The sequence below is a fragment of the Streptomyces sp. NPDC007162 genome (assembly GCF_040634175.1).
In the GTDB taxonomy this organism is placed as follows: domain Bacteria; phylum Actinomycetota; class Actinomycetes; order Streptomycetales; family Streptomycetaceae; genus Streptomyces.
Genome location: NZ_JBEYFC010000714.1, coordinates 1 through 3,702 on the forward strand (window position 1 = coordinate 1; position 3,702 = coordinate 3,702).

General features: G+C 70.0%; 5 protein-coding genes and 1 pseudogene. 3 read left to right on the forward strand and 3 right to left on the reverse strand.

The features are described 5' to 3' along the window. Positions 1-413 precede the first annotated feature (413 nt). Entirely contained in the window at positions 414-635 is a 222-nt protein-coding gene (locus ABZ646_RS42590; protein ID WP_360531994.1) for a hypothetical protein, read from the forward strand. 172 nt (positions 636-807) lie between these two features. Continuing rightward, positions 808-1,056, forward strand: a complete 249-nt coding sequence (locus ABZ646_RS42595) for a Smr/MutS family protein (RefSeq protein ID WP_360531997.1) — start codon at positions 808-810, stop codon at positions 1,054-1,056. 337 nt (positions 1,057-1,393) lie between these two features. On the opposite strand, the gene ABZ646_RS42600 is transcribed toward ABZ646_RS42595, so the two are convergent. The 3 genes from ABZ646_RS42600 to ABZ646_RS42610 form a co-directional block, all read right to left on the reverse strand. After that, positions 1,394-1,840 carry a cation:proton antiporter gene (locus ABZ646_RS42600; protein WP_360532000.1) on the reverse strand — a complete coding sequence of 149 codons (447 nt, stop codon included), beginning with the start codon at positions 1,838-1,840 and terminating at the stop codon, positions 1,394-1,396. A gap of 34 nt (positions 1,841-1,874) precedes the next feature. Next, positions 1,875-2,246 carry a DUF2255 family protein gene (locus ABZ646_RS42605; protein ID WP_360532003.1) on the reverse strand — a complete coding sequence of 124 codons (372 nt, stop codon included), beginning with the start codon at positions 2,244-2,246 and terminating at the stop codon, positions 1,875-1,877. Positions 2,247-2,334: 88 nt separating this feature from the next. After that, positions 2,335-3,351 (reverse strand): zinc-dependent alcohol dehydrogenase family protein, encoded by a 1,017-nt coding sequence (locus tag ABZ646_RS42610; protein ID WP_360532006.1) that lies wholly within the window; start codon positions 3,349-3,351, stop codon positions 2,335-2,337. 222 nt (positions 3,352-3,573) lie between these two features. On the opposite strand from ABZ646_RS42610, the pseudogene ABZ646_RS42615 reads away from it, so the two are divergent. Then, positions 3,574-3,702 (forward strand): annotated as a pseudogene (locus ABZ646_RS42615) (transcriptional regulator); the annotation flags it as partial.

Genomic DNA, 3,702 nt, shown 5'->3' on the forward strand with positions numbered 1-3,702 from the left:
GCAATGGGCCCGCCACCGGACGCGCCTGACACATCCTGGAGCACGGCAGCGCGGGCCATCGGAGGCCGTCGCTCAGGCGGCGGACCGCCGGCCCTCCTTGGCGGAGCAGGCCGCGCTTCTACTCGAGCAATTGCAGACCATCAGCCACCATCCAGCGTGAACAGAACCCGCCAACCACAATGAACGGGATCCCGGCGACCTGCAGAAGTGGATCATCCACCCGCCAACTAGCGCGAACAGTCACAGGGCGCCAGATCCGTTCTCGTGCCTGCCCCCCCATGGCCGCAGCGGCGGGCCGGCATGTCGACGTCTGGAGTGCCGTACAACTCCGGCAGCGAGTGATGGTCCGCTTGGATCCACGGGCTCAAGGGCCTTCCTGAGGCCGTGGAGACCGTCTGGCCTCGCACCTCCCCGTGGCCCAGCAGTTCCGGCTCGCCCTCGCGCTCGACGCGCATGCCGCGCCGGTCGCGCGGGTGACCGCGGCCGTGGTGGCGCGGGAACTCGGCGTCGCCGTCGTAGTCGCCGGACCGGACGGAGGCCTGCACCGTTTCGGCCCCGCCGGCACCGCGCCGCTGGTCGTGGTCGAGGAGCCCGGGAGCTTTCTCGCGGGCGTCCCGTCGGAGAGGCGGAGCTGATCCGCGCCGGCGCCGGCGCTCTCCGTCCTTCCGTACAGCTGAGACTGCCCGCCCGGACAAGATCGCGGCGCTGTGGGCCGCGCGTCGACTAGGCTGCGAGACGCGGCTGGGGCCGGGCGCTGAGGACTGCGGTCTCCCCAGCCTGGACGTACCGACGGGAGCCGTGAAGCCGATGACGCTCACGCTGGACCTGCATCCGCTGTTCAGGAACGAACGGGACATCGACCGGGCGGTCCGTCAGATCATCTTCAGGGCGGCGGCGACCGAGGCCGATCTGGTGGAGATCATCCCCGGAAAGGGCCGAGGACAGCTCAAGGCCCGCGTTCTGGCGATGCTCGGTCAGCCGCAGTTGAAGAAGCTCTACGTCAGATACGAGGTCGACCCGTCGAACGAGGGGCGCATTCCGGTCCGCTTCAGGTGAGCCGTCGGAGCCCGTCACCGGAGGTAGAGCATGACGCGATGGGGCATGGCCTTCTCCCGCCGTACCCGGGGCGGGACGGCCGCGGGCGGTGAGCCGGCCGCGACCGGCGAGGACGAGACGCCCGTTTTCGTGGAACAGCGGGACGGGCTGCTGCTGATCCGCACCTCCCCGGCGTCCTCGCCGGGACCCGAGGAGGTGGCGGAACTCGCCCGGACGCTGGTCGCAGGGGACTCCGGCCTGCCGATTGCGACCGCGGTGGTCGGTGTGGAAGGCGAGGCGCCGCTCGCGCTGTGGAGGCGTCTCGGCGAGACGTTGGACATCCTCAAGGCGGACGGCGTCACGACGGTCCGCCTGGTGCTGCCCGACGCGGGCAGCGGAACCACGGAAGGCGGGCGAGGACGCCGACCGCCGTCGCGTCCGTGGGCGCCATGGCCGCGCCGAGCACCCACGCCGGCCCCCAGGGCAGGCCGAGGGCGTGCCCGGCCGCCGCGACGGCCCATGCGGTGAGGATGACGAGGACGGTGCTCAGCTGCAGGATGCCGCGCAGGTTGGTGCGGATCTCCCGCAGGGAGGTGGTCAGGCTCTCCCAGTACAGCAGCACCGGAAGGAAGAGCAACAGCACGACGTCCGGGGGCAGTTGTGCCTCCCATACCGCCGGGACGAAGCCCAGGAGCACGCCTGTCACGAGCAGGACGACGGGCGGGGCGATGCCCAGGCGCTGTCCCACGACGTTGCCCACCAGCACGGCCACGCCCAGGACCACGACGAGTTCGAGACCGAGCAAGGTGCTTCTCCTGGAGGGGGAAAAGAGCTGTTGTTCAGCGGGGTACGAGCTTCAGGGTCGTTGCACGCGAGGCCACCATGGGGTCGATGTAACGCGCGCCATAGCGGCCGTACTTGGTGCGGTAGGCGGTGTCGATGCGGTCGTTGACGCCGCGGTCGGTGACCTCGACGAGAGTGACGTCCTTGTCGACGCCGCCGGAGCGGATACGGCCCTCGTGGCTGGCCCGGGCCGCTCGGTACCAGGCTCCGGCGCTGCCGCGGAAGGAGCGGACGTAGAGGTCGTCGCCGTCGCGGACGACCCAGATCGGCACGGGCGTGCGCGGCGTACCGTCACTGTGCCCGGGGGCCATCCGAAGTTCCTCGGCGTGCTCGATCCGGGTCAGTTCGTCGTTCGTCCAGCTCGTCATGGGTTTGCCTCCTTCACGACCGTGCGGCGGGTGAGCCCTCGCGGGCGGGAGCGCGGCCGGCGCAGCTCACGCCCACGAGGCGATCGGGTCAGGGCGTGAGGAGGGCCTTGATGGCGCGGCGTTCGTCCATCGCCTTGTAGCCCTCGGCGACCTGCTCCAGCGGCAGGGTGAGGTCGAAGACCTTGCCCGGGTCGATGTGACCGGACAGCACCAGGTCGATCAGCTCCGGCATGTAGCGGCGCACCGGGGCCGGGCCGCCGCGCAGGCCGACCTGGGAGAAGAACAGCTCCAGGCCGTCCACGGCCACCTCGTGCGGGATGCCGACGAAGCCGACGTTGCCGCCGGGGCGGGTGGCGTGCAGGGCCTGCCGCATGGCCTCGGCGGTGCCGACGCACTCCAGGACCGAGTCGGCGCCGATGCCGTTCGTCAGGTCCTTGATCCGGGCGACGCCATCCTCGCCGCGCTCGCTGACGATGTCGGTGGCGCCGAACTCGAGGGCGAGCTTCTGCCGGGACTGGTGCCGCGACATGGCGATGATCCGCTCCGCGCCGAGTTCCTTCGCGGCGATGACACCGCACAGGCCCACCGCCCCGTCACCGACCACGACGGCCGTCGAGCCCGGCTTGACCTCGGCGGCCAGCGCCGCCCACCAGCCGGTGCCCATCACGTCGGACACGGCCAGCAGGCTCGGCACCAGCTCGTCGGAGGGGTGCTCGTCGGTGGCCACCAGGGTGCCGTGGGCGTTGGGAATGCGTACGTACTCGGCCTGGCAGGTGCCCATGAACTCGCGGTTCAGGCAGGAGGACTGCCAGCCCTTCTGGCAGTTCGCGCAGGTGTTGTCCGAGGTGGCGAAGGAACCGACCACGAACTGGCCCGGCTTGACGTTGGAGACCTCGCTGCCGACTTCCTCGACGATGCCGACGTACTCGTGCCCCATCGGGTGCGGATCACCGACCGGCTCCAGGCCGCGGTAGGGCCACAGGTCCGAGCCGCACACACAGGTGGCGACCGTGCGGATGATCGCGTCCGTCGGCTTGAGGATCTTGGGCTCGGGGGCGTCCTCCACCCGGATGTCACCGGGGGCGTGGATCACGGTTGCGCGCATGACTTTTCTCCTGCTGCGGTGTCACTCGGACGTGACGGATTCGTCGACGATGGTCAAAGAGGTGTACAGAAGCGCCGACGGCCTGTGAAAAACAATTATCGGTCTTTCACCCTGTGGCCGCCCGCATGGCCCGTACAGAGGAGAATTCCACCCCCGGAGAGATGTATCCAGGGACAAAACCTTCCTACCCAGCCGAGTGGCGGACAGCGCACACTGGCCAGTATGAACAGCAGCGTGCACCGTAAGGAGTTGGGTCAATTCCTGAAGGCCTGTCGGGCCGAGCTCAGCCCCCGTACGGTCGGGCTGCCCGAAACCGACCGGCGCCGTCGCGTGGCCGGACTGCGCCGGGAC

Coding starts and splice junctions, on each gene's coding strand:
- ABZ646_RS42595 (WP_360531997.1), top strand. CDS start 808: ATGACGCTCACGCTGGACCTGCATCCGCTGTTCAGGAACGAACGGGAC.
- ABZ646_RS42605 (WP_360532003.1), bottom strand. CDS start 2,246: ATGACGAGCTGGACGAACGACGAACTGACCCGGATCGAGCACGCCGAG.
- ABZ646_RS42610 (WP_360532006.1), bottom strand. CDS start 3,351: ATGCGCGCAACCGTGATCCACGCCCCCGGTGACATCCGGGTGGAGGAC.